Below are 19,228 nucleotides of genomic sequence, written 5' to 3' on the forward strand. Positions count from 1 at the left end.
GCTGTCGATCGATGCTCACTCAGCGTAATCAGGGGGACTGACAACGGCTTCCGGGCCGCGGTGTCAGAGGCGCCGGCGGGCGAGGTCCTCGTAGAAGCCGAGGAGTTCCAGGTCGTCGATGGAACCGGGGTTGACAGCCTTGGCGAGGGCTGTGCCCTGGAGGAGCCGTTTGACCGGGACCTCGATGCGCTTGCCGGTGAGGGTGTGGGGGATGCCGGGGACCTCGATGACCTCGTCCGGTACGTGGCGGGGGGAGAGGTTCTCACGGATGGTCCGCTTGATGCTGTCCCGGAGTTCGTCGTCGAGCGTGGCGCCGTCGGCGAGGTGGACGAACAGGGGCATCCAGTAGCCACCGTCCGGTTCTTCGAGGCCGATGACGAGTGACTCGCGGATCTCGGGGAGCCGTTCGACCGCCTCGTAGATGTCGGCGGAGCCCATCCGCACGCCCTGGCGGTTGAGGGTGGAGTCGGAGCGGCCGTGGATGACGACCGAGCCCCGGTCGGTGATGGTGATCCAGTCGCCGTGGCGCCAGACGCCGGGGTACATGTCGAAGTAGCTGTCGTGGTAGCGGCTGCCGTCGGGGTCGTTCCAGAAGCGGACCGGCATGGACGGCATGGGTGCGGTCACGACGAGTTCGCCGACCTCGCCGGTGAGCGGTTCGCCGGCGGGGTCCCAGGACTGGAGATCGGTGCCGAGACAGGGGGCCTGGAGCTCTCCGATGTGGACCGGCAGGGTGGGGACCGCGCCCGCGAAGCAGCTGCAGACGTCGGTCCCGCCGCTCACGGAGGCGATCCACAGGTCGTCGGCGACCTCGTCGTGGAGCCAGCGGAAGCCGTCGGGCGGGAGCGGGGAGCCCGTGGTGGCGACGCACTGGACGCGGCTGAGGTCGTGGTCCCGGCCGGGGTGGACGTCCGCTTTCCGGCAGGCCATGACGTAGGCGGCCGACGTGCCGAAGAAGGTCGCGCCGGTCTGTTCGGCGACACGCCACTGGGCCTGTACGTCCGGGTGGCCGGGACTGCCGTCGTACAGCACGACGGTGGTGCCGGTGAGCAGGCCGGAGACGAGGAAGTTCCACATCATCCAGCCGGTGGAGGTGTACCAGAAGAAGCGGTCGTCGGGGCCGAGGTCGCAGTGCAGCCCGATCTGCTTGAAGTGTTCGAGGAGGATGCCGCCCTGGGACTGGACGATCGCCTTCGGAAGCCCGGTGGTACCGGAGGAGTACAGCACCCACAGCGGGTGTTCGAACGGGACCTGCTCGAAGACGGGTTCGGTGTCGGAGGCGGTGAGCGCCGACCATTCGAGGGCGCCGTCGGGTGCGTCCGTGCCGAGAAGCGGGATGTGTACGACCGCGCGCAGGGTGGGGAGCTCGCTGCGGAGCTCGGCCACGGTGCCGGTGCGGTCGTGTTCCTTGCCGCCGTAGCGGTAGCCGTCGACGGTGAACAGCACGACAGGTTCGACCTGCTGGAAGCGGTCCAGGACGCTGCGGGCCCCGAAGTCGGGGGCGCAGGAGGTCCATACCCCGCCGACCGCGGCAGTGGCGAGGAACGCGACGACCGCCTGCGGGATGTTGGGGAGGTACCCGCTGACCCGGTCGCCGGGGGTGACGCCGAGGGCGCGGAGTTCGGCGGCCAGCGAGGCGACCTGGCGCCGGAGTTCGGACCAGCTGACGGCGAGCTGGGTGTGGGTCTCGTCGACGTACAGCAGAGCGGGGGCGTCCGCGCGGAGCGGGTCGTCGGCCGTGCGCAGGGCGTGCTCGGCGTAGTTGAGGGTGGCTCCGGGGAACCACTGGGCGCCGGGCATGGCGCGGTCGCCGAGGACGGCCTCGTACGGGGTGGAGAAGCGTACGTCGAACCAGTCGGCGACGGCCTGCCAGAAGGTCTCGAGTTCGTCGACCGACCAGCGGTGCAGTGCCGCGTAGCCGCCGTCGGCCGGCGCTCCGTGGCGTCCGGCCGCCCATCGCTGGAAGCGGGTGACGGCCGCGGCCTCGACGCGTTCGGGATCGGGCTGCCAGAGGGGGGCTTCGCCGGCTGCTGAGGTCATGGAGGCTCCCTGGCCTTTCGGGGTGTACGCGGGGTGTGCGTGTGTCGCGCGCACGGGCTGGGGTGTGCGCGTGAACGGCTGTCACGGACGATGCCATGTGATCGTCTTGCGCACCAGGGTCCCCCCGCCATGCTTGCGTGTCCCGCTGTGTGGCGCGGCCACAGGTGAACGGAAGCTGAACGGAGCACGTTTGCGTCTCGTCGAGTGGCAGGGTGGCCGTCATGGATGGTCGTGACCTGGTGCGCTCGGTGAAAATGGTCGGTTCTGTACAGGGGATGCGTACGATGCGCTCGGCCTGGCGGCATAGGCGTGCGGATGCGCGGGCGCTGGCGCCTCGCGGTGCGGAGCGGGCCCGTGTGCCCGGCCTTCTGATCAGTGCGGAGCCCGGTCCGGGCGGTGGGGTCGTGCGGTTCGCCCGCTCGCAGCTGCTGGTCCGTGTGGCGGTGGGCGGTGCGGTGTTCTGGTCCTGGGACGGTGCCGGTCCGCTGCCCTCGTACGCCCTGCCCGGGGACGAGCCGGAGTCCGATCCACGGGCGCGTCTCGAGCCGGACGCGAACGGCGGCTGGCGGGTGGTGTCGGAGCGGCTGACGGTCGTCGTGTCGCGGCACGGCGGCGTGGAGCTGCGGACGCCGGGTGGTGTGCTGCTGCGCCGGGAGCTGCCGCCGCGCTGGTGGGAACCGGTGGAGGGTGGCGAGGCGCGGTGGGTGCAGCGGTCCGAGGTTCCGGCCGATGCGCGCTTCTTCGGGCTGGGCGGGCGGGCCGGCGGGCCGAGGCTGAGGGAGGGTACGTACCGGCTGTGGAACACCGATCCGGGCGGGCGCTTCGGTCCTGGGGACGACCCTCTGTATCTGACGATGCCGGTGCAGGTGGTGGTGTCCGACGCGGGGACCCATCTCGCGTTCCACGACAACTCCTGGTCGGGCGGGGTGACTCTCCGGGAGGGCGAGGAGGGCGCCGGCTCCGGGCACGACAGGCCCGGCACCTGTGAGGTCCGGATCGACGGCGGTCCGCTCCGCTGCTGGGTGGTCGCGGGTACGCCGGCCAGGGTGCTACAAGGCTGGACGGCGCTGACGGGGGCTCCCGCGCTGCCCCCGTCGTGGGCGCTGGGTCCCCAGCACGCCCGGTGGGGTTTCGGCAGCGAGCAGGAGGTACGCCGGGTCGTCGCGGGGTACCGGGAGCGTGGCCTGCCCCTGTCGGTGTTGCACCTCGACATCGACCACTTCGACGCGCACCAGGTGTTCACGGTCGACCGGGAGCGGTTCCCCGGTCTTCCCGTGCTGGCGAAGGAGCTGCGCGAGGACGGCGTCCGGCTGGTCTCGATCGTCGATCCGGCGGTGCGGGCGTCGGCGGGGAACGCGGTGTTCGACAGCGGGCTGAAGGTCGGCGCGGAGGGCGCGTTCGTCCGGGACCCTCAGGGGCAGGCCGTGCTCGGTGAGGTGTGGCCGGGTGAGTGCGTCTATCCGGATTTCACCGATCCACTGGTGCGGGAGTGGTGGGGCACGCTGTACGAGGAGCGCCTCGCCCAGGGATTCGCCGGGGTGTGGCACGACATGAACGAGCCGGTGGCGTTCTCCGCCTTCGGGGACCCGTCGCTGCCTCGTTCGTCCCGGCACTCCCTGGAGGGCCGTGGCGGGGACCACCGTGAGGCCCACAACGTGTATGCGATGGCGATGGCGATGGCCGGGTACGAGGGGTTGCGCCGGCTGCGCCCCGGCGACCGGCCCTTCCTGTTCTCCCGTTCGGGCTGGGCGGGGATGCAGCGGTACGGGGGCACCTGGTCCGGTGATGTGGCGACGGGGTGGCCGGGGCTCCGGGCCTCGCTGGCCCTGGTGCTGGGGCTCGGGCTCTGCGGTGTGCCGTATTCGGGGCCCGATGTCGGCGGGTTCGACGGCTCGCCGTCCCCCGAGCTCTATCTGCGCTGGTTCCAACTGGGCTCGTACATGCCGTTGTTCCGGACTCACGCGGCCATCGACGCGGGACGCCGGGAGCCGTGGGAGTTCGGTCCGGAGGTGCTGGCGCACGCCAGGGCGGCTCTGGAGGAGCGGGAGCGGATGCGCCCGTACTTCGTGACGCTGGCTCAGCTGGCCCGGCTGACGGGCGCTCCGTATGTACGGCCGGTGTGGTGGGGCGGGTCACGGGACCGGGAGCTGCGGGACTGTGAGGACGCGTTCCTGCTGGGTGACGCGCTGCTGGTCGCGCCCGTGCTGGAGGAGGGGGCGGACCGCAGGACGGTGCGGCTGCCGCGCGGGCGGTGGTACGACACGGCGAGCGGGCTGGCGTACGAAGGGCCCGGGCAGGTGGTGGTCGACGCGCCGCTGTCACGGATTCCCGTGCTGGCCCGGGCCGGCGCGGTGATCCCGGTGCGGGGCGACGGGGGGAGCCTCGAACTGGAGGTGTGGGCTCCGCCGGCTGGGCGCACCGGGGGCGGGCTGGTCGTGCGGGACATGGGTGACGGCTGGGCGGGGGCCGAGGTGGAGCGCTACGCGTCGTGTCTTCGGGCGGGGCGTGTGGTGGTCGAGCGGAGCGGGGAGAAGGGGCCGGTGCCCTACCCCGTCCGTGTGCGGGGGCTGCCTGACCCGCCTCAGCCGTAGGCGCCGGCGAACCAGGAGCGCGCTGCCCGGGTGTGCAGCGGGAAGACGAGTTCTTCCGGGGTTCCCAGCACGTCGTACCCCGCGGTCTCGTCCGTCGGTGCGGAGGGCGGGAGTTCCCCGGCGGGGCGCGGCGGGAGCAGGCCGAAGAGGAGCAGGTGGCCGTCGGGTGAGCTCAGGGCGTCGGCGAGGCGTACGTCCGTCTCGTCGGCCTGGATTCCGGTCTCCTCGCCGAGTTCGCGCACGACGGCGTGGCGCCAGTCCTCGGCCGCGTCGACGTAGCCGCCGGGCAGCGCGATCCCGCCCTGGTGCGGGGGGATGGTGCGGGTGATGACGACGAGGCCGGTGCCGTGCGGTCCGGTGACGGGCAGCAGGGCGACCGCTACGGGCAGCGGATTGCGGTAGGCGGTGTGCCCGCAGGCAGTGCAGGTGCGGGGCCAGGTGTCGGCGGCGTACGGGGTCCCGCAGCTGCCGCAGTGGGAGTCCTTCACGGGCGGACTGTATCCGATCACCCTTCTCTTGCGGCGCGGAAGCTGATAGACGGTGTGCCCATGACAGGAACTGCTCGTATTCTCCGCGCTCTGGCCGCTGCCGGCGCCGCTCTGCTCGCTGTGACCGCCGCGGCGCCGGTTGCGGCGGCCAGGCCCGAACCCAAGGCTCCGCCGGAGTTCGTCGACCTCCGCTCCGTCGATCCGACGATCATCACGGAGATGCGCTACACCACCGCGCACAACTTCATGGGAGAGCCGGTGGACGGCTACCGGCAGCCCGTCTGCATCCTGACCCGGCCCGCCGCCCGGGCGCTGCGCACGGCCCAGCGGAGCCTGCTGCGTCAGGGCTACTCGCTCAAGGTGTACGACTGCTACCGGCCGCAGCGCGCTGTGGACCACTTCGTGCGCTGGGCGAAGGATCTCGACGACCAGGCCATGAAGGACGAGTTCTATCCGATGGTCGACAAGACACGGCTGTTCGAGGACGGTTACATCGCGGAGAAGTCCGGGCACAGCCGGGGCAGCACGGTGGACCTCACCCTGGTGAAGCTGCCGGCGCTACCGGCCAGGCCGTACGAGCCGGGCGAGGAGCTGGCTCCGTGCTTCGCGCCGAAGGACGAACGCTTCCCCGACAACTCGGTCGACATGGGCACGGGTTACGACTGCTTCGACACTCTGTCCCACACGGACGACCCCCGGGTGCAGGGGGCGCAGCGTGCCCACCGGCAGATGCTCAAGGGGACGCTCTCGCGTCTCGGGTTCGTGAATCTGGCGGAGGAGTGGTGGCACTTCACCTACAAGCCCGAGCTCTTCCCTGACACCTATTTCGACTTCCCGGTGGCGAGGCGCTCCGTCGCGGGGCACTGACCGCCCCGCAGAGGAACGGGCGACCGGGACCACCCCCGTGGGCTCCGGCCGCCCGTTCGTAATGACGGACGCGGAACTGCCGTATCCGGTTGCCGGTCGAGCCACTACGGTGCCGATATGTCACAGCAGACGTTCGATTCCTATGAAGAGTTCTGGCCCTACTACGTCGCCATGCACTCCAGGGCGGCGACCCGGTGGGTCCATCTGACCGGCACCCTGACCGGCCTCGCGGTGTCCGCGTACGGTCTGGCACGCGGCCGCAGGCGTTACGCGCTGGCGTTGCCTCTGATCGGATACGGCACCGCGTGGCCCGCCCACTTCCTCATCGAAAAGAACAACCCGGCCACGTTCGGGCATCCCGCGTGGTCCCTGCGGGGCGATGCGCAGATGATCCGGATGATGCTCGCCGGGCGTGACGCCGAACTGGCGGAGACCGCGGCGAAGTGGCTCGCAGAGAATCCGTGACCTCGCCGCGCCGACAGGGTTGACGGGCCGTCACTCCGGGTGAAGACTCCTGCCACGCCCGCTGCCCCCCGCACCGTACGCGCGGTCCGTACCCCGGTCGGCGGGGGTACGGACCGCGTCACGTGCGTCGTCGGGCCGTCAGGTCCTGGCGGGTTCGCGGAGCCGGCCCGCACGCACCATGGCGTGTTCCACGACTGCGACGAGCACGTCCCGGACGGATGCCCGGTCGCGTGCGTCGCAGAGGAGCACCGGCACCTCGGGGTCCAGGTCGAGTGCCGCCCGTACCGTCTCGGTGGGGAACTGTTCGGCGCCCTCGAAAAGGTTGACCGCGACCGTGAACGGGATCCCCCGGCGCTCGAAGTAGTCGACCGCCGCGAAGCAGTCCTCCAGCCGCCGGGTGTCCGCGAGGACCACGGCGCCCAGGGCACCCTGGGCCAGCTCGTCCCAGAGGAACCAGAAGCGGTCCTGCCCGGGGGTCCCGAACACGTAGAGGACCAGATCCTCGCGCAGGGTGATCCGGCCGAAGTCCATGGCCACCGTTGTGGTGCTCTTGCCCTCGACCCCCGCGACGTCGTCGACGGGGCGGCCCGCCTCGCTCAGCCTCTCCTCCGTACGGAGCGGTCTGATCTCGCTGACCGCCCCCACCAGGGTCGTCTTGCCCACACCGAAGCCGCCCGCCACCAGGATTTTGAGGGTGACGGGCTCGACGTGCCGCTTCTTGCGGCTAGAGCGCCCGAAGGCCATTGATCACCTCACGGAGAAGGCTCTCGTCCGGCAGCTCGGCCGGCGGAACGGGACGGGTGACGTGCACCAGCTCGTCCTCGACGAGGTCACCGACCAGGACACGGACCACCCCGACGGGGAGATCCAGTCCGGAGGCGAGCTCGGCGATGGACTGGGGCATGTCGCTGCACAGTTCGACGATCTCCACGTGTTCCGGGGAGAGCGTCTGATCCCGGCCGGGATCGTCGGCCGCCGGTTCGGGGACGACGATCGCGATCAGGTCGAGACGATGACGGGAGGCGCTGCTGGTTCGTCCCCGGGTCATCGCGTAGGGCCGGACCACCGGACCCGCTTCGGCGTCGTACCAGCGGGAGGCTCCCGCTTCTGCGGGCGGTGGTCCGGGCGCGGTGTCCCGGACGGAGTCTGCGCTCATCCCCTCGCCTCACCCTCCGGCGGGCAGACCGGTGGTCCGGGGGGCGTTGGCCAGGTGCGCCCCGACGCGCTTGACCATCAGGGTCATCTCGTACGCCACCTGCCCGACGTCCGAGTCCGAGTCGGCCAGGACGGCGAGACAGCTGCCGTCTCCCGCCGCCGTGACGAAGAGGAAGGCCTCGTCGAGCTCGACGACCGTCTGCCGGACCCGGCCGGCGTCGAAATGACGCCCCACCCCCTTGGCTAGGCTGTGGAATCCGGAGGCCACGGCCGCCAGGTGCTCGCTGTCCTCGCGCGTCAGGTCCTGGGACGTGCCGGTGGCGAGGCCGTCGCTGGAGAGCACCAGCGCCTTGCGGATGCTCGCGACGCGCTCGACCAGTTCGTCGAGGAGCCAATTGAGTTCGCCGGATCCCTGGCGTGAGGCGTTGTGTGCTGCGGCGTTCGGTGCGGTCATCGACCGTCCCCTCCCGGAGTGGTTCCTGGTGCTGTCTCGCCGGGGCCGGTCGCGTCCTCGGCGTTCTGCCGACGGCCGCGCTGCCAGCCGCGTTGAAGCGAAGCCATGCGATTGCGTACTTCGTCCGCGTCACGTTCGAGGTCGTCGTCGGTGTCTGCGGGGACGTGGCCGGAAGTGCGCCCTGCGGAGTCCTCCCGGAGCTGTGGGGCGAGGTTCGCCTGCCGGACCCTGCGCGGGAGACCGCCCACCGTGTCCGGCGCGGACGGCCGGGTGACGGGCCTGAGCCTCGCCGGGGCCTCGCCGGCCGGGGATGTCCCCGGCGCCGGCGGCGCGGTGACGGCCTCGGAGGGGAAGCTCTCGGGGGCGCCCGGGTGGGCACGTCCCGCGTCGCCGATCCGGCGGCGCTGGTCGGTGACGAGCGTCGGTGGTTTCCTGCGCGGCAGCGGGACAGGGCCCGCGGGCCGCATCGGCCGGACGTCCGCGGAGCGGCCGTCCGACGGGTCGAAGGCCTGCTGGTGCTGTTCCCGGTCGGCTTCCCTGCGCAGGTCACGGGCCCGGAAGATACCGCCGCGCTCGCTCTCGGTGTCCTCGAGGTCGGACACACCGTCGAGGACCGGGCCGAGTGCCGGATCGAGTTCCCGGTCGAGTGCCGGGTCGCCGGTGAACCCGAGGGTGCCCACCGGTCCTTCGAGTTCGACGGGTCCGTCGAGCACGGACGCGTCGGTGAGTCCGGTCGGGACCGGGGAGAGCCCGGACGGCCTGCCGGGGATGTCCGTGTCGGCGACTCCGTCCCTGCGGGCCTTGTCGCTGCCGGGCACGAGGCTGCCCGGCCGGCCGCCGCCGATCGCCTTCTCGGCCCGGCGGTCGAGACGGAAGCCGGTGCCGTGCGTGTCGGGGGCGTCGGTGAGCAGCTGCCCCGGAATGAAGACGACCGCGGTCGTCCCCCCGTACGGCGAGGTCTGCAGCGACACCCGGACGTTCTGCCGCTGGGCGAGGCGGCTGACGACGAACAGGCCGAGCCTGTCGGTGTCGGAGAGCTCGAAGTCGGGTGTCTCGGCGAGCCGCAGATTGGCGTCCAGGAGGATTTCCGGCGCCATGCCGAGGCCACGGTCGTGGATCTCGAGGGTGAAGCCGTTGGCCACGCGTTCGCCGTGCACCTGCACCGCGGTGTGCGGGGGCGAGAACACCGTGGCGTTCTCCAGCAGTTCCGCGATCAGGTGGGTGAGGTCGGCCACGGCCGGGCCGCCCACGCCTATGCGGGGCAGGCGCCGGACCTCGATCCGCTCGTAGTCCTCGACTTCGGCGACCGCCGCCCGCACCACGTCCATCAGCTGGATCGGCTTGCGCCACTGCCGGGACGGGGCGGCCCCGGAGAGGATCACGAGGCCTTCCGCGTGTCGGCGCATGCGCGTGGTCAGGTGATCGAGGCGGAAGAGGTCTGCGAGCTCGTCGCTGTTCTCGGTGCGCCTCTCCATGGTGTCCAGGAGGGTCAGCTGGCGGTGCAGGAGCACCTGGTTGCGGCGCGCGAGGTTGACGAAGACCTCGGAGACGCCGCGGCGCATGTCCGCCTGCTTGACGGCGGCCTCGACCGCGGCCCGCTGAAGGGTGTTGAGGGCCTGGCCGACCTGGCCGATCTCGTCGCGCTCGTAACTGAGGTGGGGGGCTTCCGTCTCGACGTCGACCTGCTCGCCCGCGGCCAGCCGGCGCATCACGCTGGGCAGCCTCACCCCGGACACCTCGTGGGCGTCCTTGCGCAGCCGGGAGAGGTCGCGGACCAGTTCGCGTCCCACGCGTACGGAGACGAAGACGGACACGAGGAGGGCGAGGAACCCCAGGACGCCGGCGACACCGGCCTGGATGAGGACCCGGTATCCGGCGGGCTCGGCGCGGTCCTGGAAGCGGTTGGACATCTCGGTGCCGTCGTTGGCCAGACGGTCCAGGACGGGCGGGGCCACTTCCTCCCAGCGCGCGGCGTCGACGACGCCCGGCTTCGTGACCGGGCCTGCGGCGATGAGCTTCTGCTCGGCCGTTCGCAGCGGCTCGCTGTCGGGGCTGCGCCAGTACTGCTCCATGCGTCCGCGCTCGCTGTCCGGCAGGAGCTCGAGGTTGACCTCGTACAGGAGCGTGCGGCTGGCGGCGAGGTCGGAGACGACCCGGAGCTCGGGGGCGCCGAGCCGTCCCGCTATGAGGCCCGACGCGATCAGGGCGTCCTCACGGGAGAGCATCTCGCGGGCCCTGGAGATGCCGACCAGAGCCCGTACCTGCTTGTCCATCGATACGTTCTCCATCGTGTGGAGACCGTTCAGGAAGCGGTAGCAGGGGTCGACGAGACCGTTGTAGAAGTCGAGGGCCCTGGTCCGGTCGATGGTGCGTTTCTCGACGGAGCCGCGCAGCGCGTCCAGGCCGTCGATCTCGCTGAGGATCGAATCGAGCCGGGCCTCCGACTCGGGGCTCAGCTTGTCCCGGATGTCCTTGCTCTGCGCGCTCCGGGTGACCTCGGCCACGACCCGGTCGGTCTGGGCACGACTGCGGCGCAGCAGGGGCAGGGCTTCCGAACTCCGGGGGTCGGCGAGGAAGACGAGAGTCTGGCGGCGTTCACCCTGGACGGCACGGATGGTGTCCTCCAGCGGGTGGCCGACCTGCTCCACGATGGCGCTCGCGCCCATGAGTTCGCCGGCCTCGCGGCCGGTGACGTAGGTGGCGAAGACCCAGAGACCTGTGAGGGAGGCGAGCGGCACAAGGAGCAACGCCACGATCTTCCTGCGGATGGACTTCCCGCGAAAGCGCATGGCCTCCCCCAGCTCGGCCCCGCACCGCGGGGTGATCGTGTCGGTGTTCCCGGTGGTCCCGGTCGCCCGGTCCTCCTGGTTGTTCGGGTGTTCCTGCCGCGGCCCACCGAGCGTCGGCCGGTGTTCCGTCAACAAACGGCGCGAGCCTACTACTGACGCACCGGTAACTCGAAGACGTGTCCGGACGATTTCCGGCCGCTCTTCCCCGAGTTGCTGACCAGTTGTCCTGGTATCACCGGCGAAGAATTTCGCGAAAGCGACAGAGAACTCCTGGCCGGACGCTGTGCATCCACACACGGCACTTGGCTGGAATCTTTCGTTCCGTGACCTTTCGGGGCTTGTTGCCGCCCCCGGCGGGAATCTTCGCGCCCTGGCGTTCGTCCACACATACGGGGCAGAAGAACCTCACGGGGGTACGTGCGACAGGCGAGCGGCTCCGCCCGCGTAGAACGGGCGCTTGCCGGGCAGCCACCCTTGGGTCGGACAGTGGTGGGGAGTTGAAGGTCGTTGGACACGGACGAGCGCCTGGGCACGGCGGCACCGCCGGGAACCACGGCTGCGGCCGGTGCCCGGATCCCGCGGCAGCTGTGGGTGGAGGAACCCGCGATACGGCGGAGGATGCCGGATCCGGTACGGACGGCCGCGGTGCGCGCCGTCCTCATAATGTCGCTGACCATCATTCAGGCCATGGTGGCCTTCCTGTGCACGCTGGCCGGGTCCTGGCTCGCCTTCCCGATGGTGCTCAGCGGTGTGGCCGGCACGATCGTGGCGACGTGGTCGGTGCTGGACGTCTGGGTGACCCGTCAGGTGTGGAACCAGCGCAACGGCGTGGTGTCCGTGCCCAGCAGCACGGCACGCCGCATGCGCCGTGAGCGCCGGACCGCCAGGCGCGCTGCCCGCACCCGGGCGCGCCGGGAAGCGCGGATACGACGCCGGGGCGAAGGCAGGCTCTCCCGGGCCTGACCCGCCTGCGCCCCGGCCTCCCCTATCGCGTCTCCGGAGCCTGTGCCGGCGCCGTGTGCGTTCCGGTCATCTCCGCCCGCATCTCCGGGACGGCCGGCCCGCCCGCGGTGCCGGGCGCCTCACCGGTCCGCCTGAACATGCGGGTCGCGGTGATCTCGCCGTGGACGGTCTCGCCCTCGGGGTCCTGCTGGGGCAGTCCCGGCCTGAGGTGCTCCTCCACGCTGATGTACTTCAGGCCCGCCCGCAGGTCCGCGTCGTTGCGGAGGCGGATGACGAGCGGGAATTCGGCGAGTGCCGTGGTGTCGAAGAGCCCTGTCGTGTAGAGCAGTTGGACACCCAGCGCGTCGGAGACCGCTCGCTGGAGCTCCAGCAGATAGGTGGCGTTGGCGCGTCCGATGGGGTTGTCGAGGAAGAGCGTGCCCGCATGACGGTGCCGGTCGCGGCCCCTGTCGTTGCTGCGCAGGGCCGCCATCGTGCAGTACAGCGCGATGGCGGCGGTGAGCAGCTGGCCGCCGGAGAAGACGTCACCCATCTGTCCGACCGGGACGCGCTCGGCACGGAGTACCGCGTCGGGCTTGAGGATCTCCACGGCGATGCCCTTGGGCTGCAGCGCCGCCTGGACCCCGCGCAGCAGGAGGGACATGCCGTCCCTGCGGAGGTCGGAGTTCTTCTTGAGGGCCGCGTGCGTGGCCTCGTCGATGACCTCACCAAGCCTCTCGGTGAGTGTGGCCTGGTCCGGTTCCTCGAAGCGGATCCGGAGGAACTCCTGGCCGGACCACTCCCCCAGCCCCTCGGGCAGCTGGGAGAGCCGCTGGGCGGAGCGAAGCGTCGTGAGGGCCGACTCCACGAGGCCGCGGAGCCGGTCGACGATGGAGTCGCGGTTGCGCTCCAGCTGGGCGAGCTCGTCGGTGAGCACACGCAGTCTCGGCGCGAAAGCCGCGGCCCACTTCTCGGCGTGGTCGGGCAGGGCTGCCGCCGGGAGTTCCCGGATCTGCTGCCTGGCCGGGGTCCGGACCTGTTCGTAGCGGGTGGAGTTGGCATGCCGTACGAGGACGTCACTCGCCTCCCGCACCGAACTCTCCGCAGCCGACAGGTCGGTGGAGCAGCCTCGCAGCGAGCGGCGTGTCTCGGCGGCGGACTGCCTGGCCTCCTCCAGGGTCCCCCGGTACGGATCGGGGGCCTCGGCCTCGTCCTCCGCACTGTGGTCCCTGAGCAGGTCACGCAGGAGCGCGCCGGTCTCGTCGAAGCCGCTCGCCGAGTCCTCGGCGGTCCGGTGGGCGCGCAGCAGTTCGGCGTGGGCGGCGCGTGCGGTGTCCAGTGCCGCGGTGGCGGAGGCCAGTTCGGCCGTCGCCGTCCGCAGCAGGGCCTGTGCCTGGTCGGCGTCGGCCGGGACCAGGCCGTCGGGGAGCTCGGTGTGGTGGGGGGCGTCGTCGGCGGGGGCGAGCCGTTCGGCTTCCCCGCGGAACCGGCCGAGGTGCTCGCTGGCCGTGGAGGCCCTGGTCTCCAGGAGCTGGACGTGGGACTCGGCGCGGGCGGCGGCTGCCTGCCGGGAGGGTCCGTCGGCTCCGTCGGTTCCTTCGAGGAGCAGGGCGGCGCGCGTACGGACCTTGTTGGTGAGGCGGTCGAGTTCGGCCAGGGCGGCACTCTCGTCGCTCTCGGCGCGGGCCTGCTCGGCCCGCAGGTCGGCGCCGACTCCCACCTTCTCGTACAGCTGTGAGGCAGCGCGGTAGGCCTCGCGCAGGGCGGGCAGGGAGGTACGCGTGGTGGAGGCGTCGGGCTCCGGAAGCGTTTCCGGGGCGCCTGCGATCTCGGCGCGCTCCGCGCGCAGGGCACGGGCGGTGCGGTGGGCGTCGTCCGCGGTGCGCTGGGCGGCCCGGCGGTCCTCGTCGGCAGCGCGTGCCCGCTCCAGGTACGCCGTGGCGCGTGCCTCGGATTCGGCGGCCTCGTCGGTCAGTTCACGCAGTCGCGCCTGCCAGCCCGCCCGGTCACGCAGGCGGTGGGCGAGGCCCGCGAGCGCGTCGGCCGCCCGGCGGGCGCGCTGGGCCGCCTCCTGGCGCTCGTCCCGGACGCGTGCGGCGTCGGCCGCGGCCTCGTCGGCCTCGGCTCGCACGGTGCGGGCCTCGGCCAGTGCGGCCTCCGCCGTCTCCGCGGCGGCGCGGGCGGTGCGGGCGGTCTCGCCGAGTTCGGCGAGCATGCCGGGCGGGCAGTCGGCGCGCCAGGAACCGATCCGGGCCGCGAGGGATCGGTCTGCGGTGAGCCGGGCCGCGAGCGACCTGATGTCCTCGTCGCGCGCCGCCGCCCGGGCCCTGAGGGCCTGGCGCTCCTCGTCGGCCGCGTGTTCGTCGTGCATCGCGGGGTTGGGCGGGACGAGGAACACGTCATCGTTGCCGGCGCCGGCGACGCCGGGCGCCGGTACGGGGGCGAGAAGTGCCGACGTGGTTCCGACGGCCACGGCCGAACGGGGCAGCAGCGCGGCGGCGGCCAGGACCTCGCGGGCGCGGGTGTGCGCGTCCGGGTCGGTGATGACGACCCCGTCGACGAGCTCGGGGCGTGCGGCCAGGACGGCCGCGTGGTCGGCGGGGTCGACGGCCTGGGCGAGGTAGCGCCAGCCGGGCAGGGCCGGGATGCCGTGCTCGCCGAGGTATTCGACGGTGGCGAGTACGTCGGGCCCCGGAGGCAGCAGTCCGCCGTCTCCGAGGGCGCCGAGGATCCGGGAGTCGTCGGCGGCGGCGGTGCGCAGGTCGAAGAGCCTGCGCTCCGCGGCGGCGATGCCCTGGTCGAGGAGTTCGCGGAGCTCGTCGGCGCTGTTGTCGAACTCCTCGGCCGTGAGGGGCTGCGCGTCTCCCCCGGTGACCTCGTGGTTCCCCTCCGTTCCCGCGGCGGCGCTCCGGGGACGTGGGACACCGACGCCGGAGGCGCTCGGCAGACCGAGCAGGTCGGCGAGGCGGTGGTCGGCCGCGATCGATTCGGCGGCCCTGCGCTCGGCCTCGTAGGACTGTTCGGCGGCCTGTGCGCCGTCGGCGGCGCGGGCCGCCGCGAGCTCGGTGCGGCTTTCCCCGGCCGCCGCTTCCCGGGCCTGGTCGGCGGTGGCCCGGGCGGCCTCCCGCGCGGTGTCCCAGGCGGCGACAGCGGTCTGTTCGGCGTCGTTCGCGGCGAGGGCGGCCCGGGCCGGGTCGGCGTCCGGCGCCGTGTCGTCGAGCCATCCCGCCCGTACGGCCTCGGCGGTCTCCTGCTCGACCTCGGCGAGACGCTGGCGCAGGTGGCCGGCCTCACTGCGGGCGCGCTGTGCCTCGGTGGCGGCGGTGGTTGCGTCCCGGTGCGCCGTTTCTCCGGTGGACTGAAGGGTCGCCGAGCGCTCCTCCTCCTCGTCGGCCACCCTCTCCCCGGCCTCGGCGGCGGTGTGCAGGGCGCGTACGAGGTCGGCGGCAGCCTTGGCGCGTGCGGCCAGGGCGGGAGCCGCGTCGCGCTCCGCCTCCCGGATGGCGACGGCGACGCGCGCCGAGCGGTCGGCGGCGGCCCGGTGGCGCAGGACCGCTTCGGCGGCCTGCCAGGCCGCGTGCAGGGTGCGCGCCTCGCCCAGCTCGCGGCGTTGTGCCGCCGCGCTCTTCTCGGCGGCGGTCAGGGCCAGGGAGGCGTGCCGGTAGGCAAGTTCGGCGGCGACGAGGTTCCGGTGACCGCGAGTGGCCTCGGCCTCCGTGACGGTGTGGGCGGCTGCCGTGACCTGCTGGGCGAGTTCGGCGGTGCGGCCGCGCTCCTCGGCGGCTCGGCCGGAGAGCCTGCGGGCGAGGGTGCGGGTGCGCCGCTCGGCGCCGGCGTGGACGTCACGGCTGCGGGCCCTGGTCGATGTGGCTTCGACGATCCGGCCCAGCAGGTCGACGGAGCCGGCAGTGAAGTCGCGTTCCGCGGTGAGCTCGGCGCGTCGGCCGAGCTTGTTGCCGAATCCGCTGACGAGGTCGGCGAGACCGTCCGTGTCGCGGGTGTCGGTGACGGCCCGCAGCAGCAGGTCGGTGAAGTCGGAGTCCTTCTTGACGGCGAAGAGGCCGGCTGCCTCGCCCTCGTCGGCGTTCATCTCGCGCTGGTAGCGGAAGAGTTCGGGGTCGAGACCGAGGTCGCCGAGGTGTTCGTTCCAGCGGTCGTGGATCTCTTCCCAGTGCACATCGAGGTGCGGGTAGAACTTGCCGGCGTCGGTGAGGGCGTCGCGGAAGCCCTTCATGGTGCGGCGCCTGCCCCGGGCTCCCGAGGCGCCTTCGGTGGGCCGGCCCACCGAGGTGGCCTCGGCGACGGGAAGACTGTCGAGGCTGAGGCCGGGCCCGGGGCGGAAGGAGTACCAGGCCTCGGCGAACTTGCGGGGGTCGTTGGAGACCTGGCGGCCACGCCATTCGCTGACCTTGCCGACGACGACGCACTCACCGGTGAGCGTGTGCTGCCACTCCAGGGCGACGTGTCCGCAGTCGTCGGCGAGCAGGAACTTGCGCAGGACGCCGGAGCTGGCGCCGCCCAGGGTGTTGCGGTGCCCCGGCAGCATCACGGAGAAGATCAGCTTGAGCAGGACGGACTTGCCGCCGCCGTTCTCCAGGAACAGCACACCGGCGGGCGCAGGCCTGCGCGGGGGGCCGACGGGCTCGTCCTCGAAGAACTCCGCCTGGGCCGGCGCGGGCCTGGGCACGGGCTCGCCGACTCCGCGCAGGTCGAGCACGGTGTCGGCGTAGCGCGCACCGGCGGGCCCGATGGAGTAGAGGCGGACCCGGGACAACTCGTACATGGCGGCGGACTCTCGTCGTTCAGGCGGTGGGCGGGCAGCTGCGGCAGCTGGTGCGGTTCGGGGCGCGGTCGGAAGTGGCGGGCGGGGCGGGTTCAGGAGTGGAAGGGCAGGCCCGCGTCGGCGGCCAGGTCCAGGCCTTCGGTGTCGGGCGGGGGCAGCAGGGTTGCCGAGCCGTCCGTGACCGGGACGACGCCGAGTTCCAGCAGCTCGGCCATGGCGGCGCTGCCGGCCATGTCGCGCACCTGGAGCTGATAACGGGCCGTGGTCCGGTAGGCGCCGCCCGCGTCGTCCCCGGTGCGCTGGAGGAACCCCGAGTCGGTGAGGAAGGCGACGGCCTTGCCGATGATGCCTGTGGTGGAACCGGCCAGCCTGCGGGCGTCCTTGGTGGCACCGGTGGAACTGCGGCGGGAGTAGATCCGCCACCCGGATTCGAGACCTGGGGCGTCGGTAGCCGGGTCGGTGTTGTCGCCCTGCTCCTCGGCTCGCTCCTCCAGGCGTCGGCAGGCCTGGCGGACGAAGGCGTCGACGCCGTTGACCGTGATGCGGCCGATGTAGGAGTCGTCGGCGAGGTCCTCGGGGCGGGGGAAGGCCATGGCGGCGACCGCGAGGTGGGCGAGGCCGTGCAGGAAGCGGTCGGCGGAGTCGGAGGAGGCCCGCCTGGCGTAGTCGCCCATGCGTACGGCGAAGACCGAGTCCTCGCCGGCGGTCACTGCCATGCCGGCGCGGGTGGAGACCTCCAGGACGATGAGCCCGAGACCGGTGGCGACGGCGTCGGAGAGCCGGGCGAAGGCGGGCTCCTCCCGGTAGCGCCGGAGCAGCTCGGTGTACTCGGCGTCCCGTGCGGGCATCAGCTTCGGCTGCAGCCCGAAGGAGACCAGCCGGGCCGCGTCGGCCGCGTCGGCGGGGGTGACAGCGGTGGGAGCGGCCGGGCGTGCGGCGTCGGCCGCGTGCGTGAGGGGCTGGTCTCCCCACGCGTCGGTGTGCTCGGCGTGCTGCTCGCTCAACTCTGTGACTCCTCGGTACGGGTGCCGCGCTCGGGCGGCAGCGGGTGGGTGATCGGGCCGGGAACGCTCACGCGGCGTCCTTGCGGTCCGCGGCCATGCCCGCCGCGTCCAGCAGGGCCATGCCCACTATCAGGTCGGCCCCGCCGAATTCGTGGTCCTGGAGCGGGGTGCCGTCGTCGACGGCGAACAGCAGCCGTCGCTCTCCCTGGCGGTAGGCCGTGCCGACCGGCGGGCTCGCCGCGTGGACGGCGAGCAGGGCGACCAGGTAGGGCAGCTCGGGGTCGCGCAGCCGGGCCTCGGCGAGGAGTCCGGAGAGCCGGCGCGGGGCGTCGTGCTCCAGGTCGAGCAGCTCCATGGCGTGTCCGAGCTGCTCCTCGCTGAAGCGGCTGTCGTCCGGGGTGGCGATCAGGTCGGGTTCGGGCATCTCGGCACCGAGGTGCTCCCGCTCCACCGGAGGCATGAGCAGCAGGTCGACGAGGTCGCCGACCCGGACCGAGGTGGGTGTCCGCAGCCCGGTGCCGCGCGCGAAGAACGCGTCGGTGGCCCGGGTGGCCTGTTCGACGGGCAGCGGCAGCAGGGGTACGACGAGCTGGCCGTACAGGTCGAGGCCCGCCCGCGCGGTGGGCGTGGCGAACGCCTGCCGGTCCTGCTCGGCGCGGAAGAGCGGTCCCGCCTCCAGCAGCCTGGACTGGAGCTGGGTGTGGCGGCGGATGCAGTCCTTGACGATGTCGACGAGCTCGGCGGCACGGCGCTTGTGCTCGGGCTCCTCCGCCTCGTCCCTGGCCTTGCGGATGTTGGTGAGGATCGCGTTCTCGTGGCGGTAGCGGTCGGCGACGTGGTCCAGCGCCTCGGTGATCATGTCGGGTACGGCGTTGAGCCAGTCGACGGCGCGGACGTTGCGCCGGGTCGCCTCCAGCGTCCTGCGGAGGGTCTCGGCGTACTGCACGGTGCGGTAGCGGGCCTGTTCGGCGGCGAGCTGCGCGTCGGCGAGGCGGCCCCGGCTGATGAGGACCTCCAGCTTCACCTCGGCGGCGATCTGGGCGCTGGTGACGTCCGTGTCCAGGGCACCCACCAGGACGTTGACCGCCTCGTCGGTGGCGCGGAGGTAGACGGTGCCACCGTGGCCGGGGACCTCCTCGATGAGCTTGAAGTCGTAGTCCCTGCGGACGTAGACGCCGTCCGGCCCGAAGGTGCCGTACACGGCACGGAAGCCGCGGTCCACGCTCCCGACGTTGATCAGGTTCTCCAGGACCCACCGCGCGACCCGCTCGTGCTCGGTCACCGGCCGGCGCGGAGCCTGGGCCGCGACCCTCGGGAGGAGCCTGGCCACTATCTGGTCGTGGTCGGCGCCCGTGTCGAAGTCCATGTTCAGGGTGACCAGGTCGATCGCGGCGAGGGCGACTTCCGCCATCGCGTAGACCGTGTACTCCCCCGCCAGGTTCGCCTTCCGCACGTCGAGGTCGTGCAGCGGAGCGGTGCAGGCGAGCGCGCGCAGCCGACGCGAGAGCCCCTCGTCGGCGGCGGGCCCCGGGGCGGGCCTCGGTCCCGCGCTGAGCTGGGGCGCAGCGGTCTGGGTGTCGGCAGGCGAAGTCACGCTGCACAGATTAGGTCCTCACACCGACAACGGTCGAAACGGCGCAGAAGCGACCG

The 19,228-nt window shown here is 72.3% G+C and carries 13 protein-coding genes; 4 read left to right on the forward strand and 9 right to left on the reverse strand.

Annotation, left to right across the window (positions count from 1 at the left end):
- Positions 1-63: 63 nt before the first annotated feature.
- Positions 64-2,040, reverse strand: a complete 1,977-nt coding sequence (locus HED23_RS21105; RefSeq protein WP_203184953.1) for an acetoacetate--CoA ligase — start codon at positions 2,038-2,040, stop codon at positions 64-66.
- A gap of 221 nt (positions 2,041-2,261) precedes the next feature.
- Between HED23_RS21105 and HED23_RS21110 the strand changes: the two genes are divergently transcribed.
- Positions 2,262-4,631: a glycoside hydrolase family 31 protein gene (locus HED23_RS21110; protein ID WP_203184954.1), complete on the forward strand. Its 2,370-nt coding sequence runs from the start codon at positions 2,262-2,264 to the stop codon at positions 4,629-4,631.
- Here the strand turns inward: HED23_RS21110 and HED23_RS21115 are convergent.
- On the reverse strand, positions 4,622-5,119 hold the full coding sequence (locus HED23_RS21115) for an NUDIX domain-containing protein (protein ID WP_203184955.1): 498 nt from the start codon (positions 5,117-5,119) through the stop codon (positions 4,622-4,624). The genes HED23_RS21110 and HED23_RS21115 overlap by 10 nt on opposite strands.
- A 60-nt stretch (positions 5,120-5,179) precedes the next feature.
- Here HED23_RS21115 and HED23_RS21120 point away from each other — a divergent pair, with 60 nt between their 5' ends.
- Positions 5,180-5,986: a M15 family metallopeptidase gene (locus tag HED23_RS21120; protein WP_203184956.1), complete on the forward strand. Its 807-nt coding sequence runs from the start codon at positions 5,180-5,182 to the stop codon at positions 5,984-5,986.
- Positions 5,987-6,103: 117 nt separating this feature from the next.
- Positions 6,104-6,451: a DUF962 domain-containing protein gene (locus HED23_RS21125; protein WP_203184957.1), complete on the forward strand. Its 348-nt coding sequence runs from the start codon at positions 6,104-6,106 to the stop codon at positions 6,449-6,451.
- Between the two features lie 138 nt (positions 6,452-6,589).
- Here the strand turns inward: HED23_RS21125 and HED23_RS21130 are convergent, their stop codons facing one another.
- From HED23_RS21130 to HED23_RS21145, 4 genes are read right to left on the reverse strand one after another with little or no spacing between them, the layout of a single operon-like run.
- Complete coding sequence (locus HED23_RS21130) at positions 6,590-7,195, reverse strand: GTP-binding protein (RefSeq protein WP_203184958.1); 606 nt, start codon at positions 7,193-7,195, stop codon at positions 6,590-6,592.
- A complete protein-coding gene (locus tag HED23_RS21135) occupies positions 7,176-7,607 on the reverse strand; it encodes a DUF742 domain-containing protein (protein ID WP_203184959.1) in 432 nt (143 codons plus the stop codon). The genes HED23_RS21130 and HED23_RS21135 overlap by 20 nt, the downstream gene beginning before the upstream one ends.
- 9 nt (positions 7,608-7,616) lie before the next feature.
- Entirely contained in the window at positions 7,617-8,060 is a 444-nt protein-coding gene (locus HED23_RS21140) for a roadblock/LC7 domain-containing protein (protein WP_124279812.1), read from the reverse strand.
- On the reverse strand, positions 8,057-10,849 hold the full coding sequence (locus HED23_RS21145) for a nitrate- and nitrite sensing domain-containing protein (protein ID WP_203187579.1): 2,793 nt from the start codon (positions 10,847-10,849) through the stop codon (positions 8,057-8,059). The genes HED23_RS21140 and HED23_RS21145 overlap by 4 nt, the downstream gene beginning before the upstream one ends.
- Before the next feature lie 507 nt (positions 10,850-11,356).
- Between HED23_RS21145 and HED23_RS21150 the strand changes: the two genes are divergently transcribed.
- Positions 11,357-11,812 (forward strand): hypothetical protein, encoded by a 456-nt coding sequence (locus HED23_RS21150; RefSeq protein WP_238442068.1) that lies wholly within the window; start codon positions 11,357-11,359, stop codon positions 11,810-11,812.
- A 22-nt stretch (positions 11,813-11,834) separates the two neighbouring features.
- Here the strand turns inward: HED23_RS21150 and HED23_RS21155 are convergent, their stop codons facing one another.
- The 3 genes from HED23_RS21155 to HED23_RS21165 form a co-directional block, all read right to left on the reverse strand.
- Entirely contained in the window at positions 11,835-16,574 is a 4,740-nt protein-coding gene (locus HED23_RS21155) for a hypothetical protein (RefSeq protein ID WP_203184960.1), read from the reverse strand.
- Positions 16,575-16,666: 92 nt separating this feature from the next.
- Complete coding sequence (locus HED23_RS21160) at positions 16,667-17,578, reverse strand: hypothetical protein (RefSeq protein WP_203184961.1); 912 nt, start codon at positions 17,576-17,578, stop codon at positions 16,667-16,669.
- A 67-nt stretch (positions 17,579-17,645) separates the two neighbouring features.
- The gene (locus tag HED23_RS21165) at positions 17,646-19,172 is read right to left on the reverse strand and encodes a hypothetical protein (RefSeq protein WP_203184962.1); all 1,527 of its coding nucleotides are present in this window, start codon (positions 19,170-19,172) and stop codon (positions 17,646-17,648) included.
- Between the last annotated feature and the right edge of the window lie 56 nt (positions 19,173-19,228).

Origin of the sequence: Streptomyces pratensis, assembly GCF_016804005.1 — a bacterium.
GTDB classification, from domain to species: domain Bacteria; phylum Actinomycetota; class Actinomycetes; order Streptomycetales; family Streptomycetaceae; genus Streptomyces; species Streptomyces pratensis_A.

Coding starts and splice junctions, on each gene's coding strand:
- HED23_RS21105 (WP_203184953.1), bottom strand. CDS start 2,040: ATGACCTCAGCAGCCGGCGAAGCCCCCCTCTGGCAGCCCGATCCCGAA.
- HED23_RS21110 (WP_203184954.1), top strand. CDS start 2,262: ATGGATGGTCGTGACCTGGTGCGCTCGGTGAAAATGGTCGGTTCTGTA.
- HED23_RS21120 (WP_203184956.1), top strand. CDS start 5,180: ATGACAGGAACTGCTCGTATTCTCCGCGCTCTGGCCGCTGCCGGCGCC.
- HED23_RS21125 (WP_203184957.1), top strand. CDS start 6,104: ATGTCACAGCAGACGTTCGATTCCTATGAAGAGTTCTGGCCCTACTAC.
- HED23_RS21130 (WP_203184958.1), bottom strand. CDS start 7,195: ATGGCCTTCGGGCGCTCTAGCCGCAAGAAGCGGCACGTCGAGCCCGTC.
- HED23_RS21135 (WP_203184959.1), bottom strand. CDS start 7,607: ATGAGCGCAGACTCCGTCCGGGACACCGCGCCCGGACCACCGCCCGCA.
- HED23_RS21140 (WP_124279812.1), bottom strand. CDS start 8,060: ATGACCGCACCGAACGCCGCAGCACACAACGCCTCACGCCAGGGATCC.
- HED23_RS21145 (WP_203187579.1), bottom strand. CDS start 10,849: ATGCGCTTTCGCGGGAAGTCCATCCGCAGGAAGATCGTGGCGTTGCTC.
- HED23_RS21155 (WP_203184960.1), bottom strand. CDS start 16,574: ATGTACGAGTTGTCCCGGGTCCGCCTCTACTCCATCGGGCCCGCCGGT.